Origin of the sequence: Alcanivorax sp. S6407 (assembly GCF_023016115.1) — a bacterium.
In the GTDB taxonomy this organism is placed as follows: Bacteria; Pseudomonadota; Gammaproteobacteria; order Pseudomonadales; family Alcanivoracaceae; genus Alcanivorax.
On sequence record NZ_JALKBH010000024.1, the window covers coordinates 1 to 260 of the forward strand.

The 260-nt window shown below is 52.7% G+C and carries 1 rRNA gene; it reads right to left on the reverse strand.

Features of this window, described 5'->3' with window-relative positions:
- Positions 1-260: ribosomal RNA gene (locus MWU49_RS17675) — 23S ribosomal RNA — on the reverse strand; the annotation flags it as partial.

A 260-nucleotide genomic window follows, 5' to 3' on the forward strand; every position in this document is an offset into this window, starting at 1 on the left:
CACCCGAGTTCTCTCAAGCGCCTTAGAATACTCATCCCAACCACCTGTGTCGGTTTGGGGTACGGTTCCTTATAACCTGAAGCTTAGAAGATTTTCCTGGAAGCATGGCATCAACCACTTCCCGGTCACAAAGGACCAGTGGTCTCGGTTCTCAGCCTTAAGGTGCCGGATTTGCCTAACACCTCAGCCTACAACCTTTCCCCGGGACAACCAACGCCCGGTAGGCATAGCCTTCTCCGTCTCTCCATCGCAGTTATAAG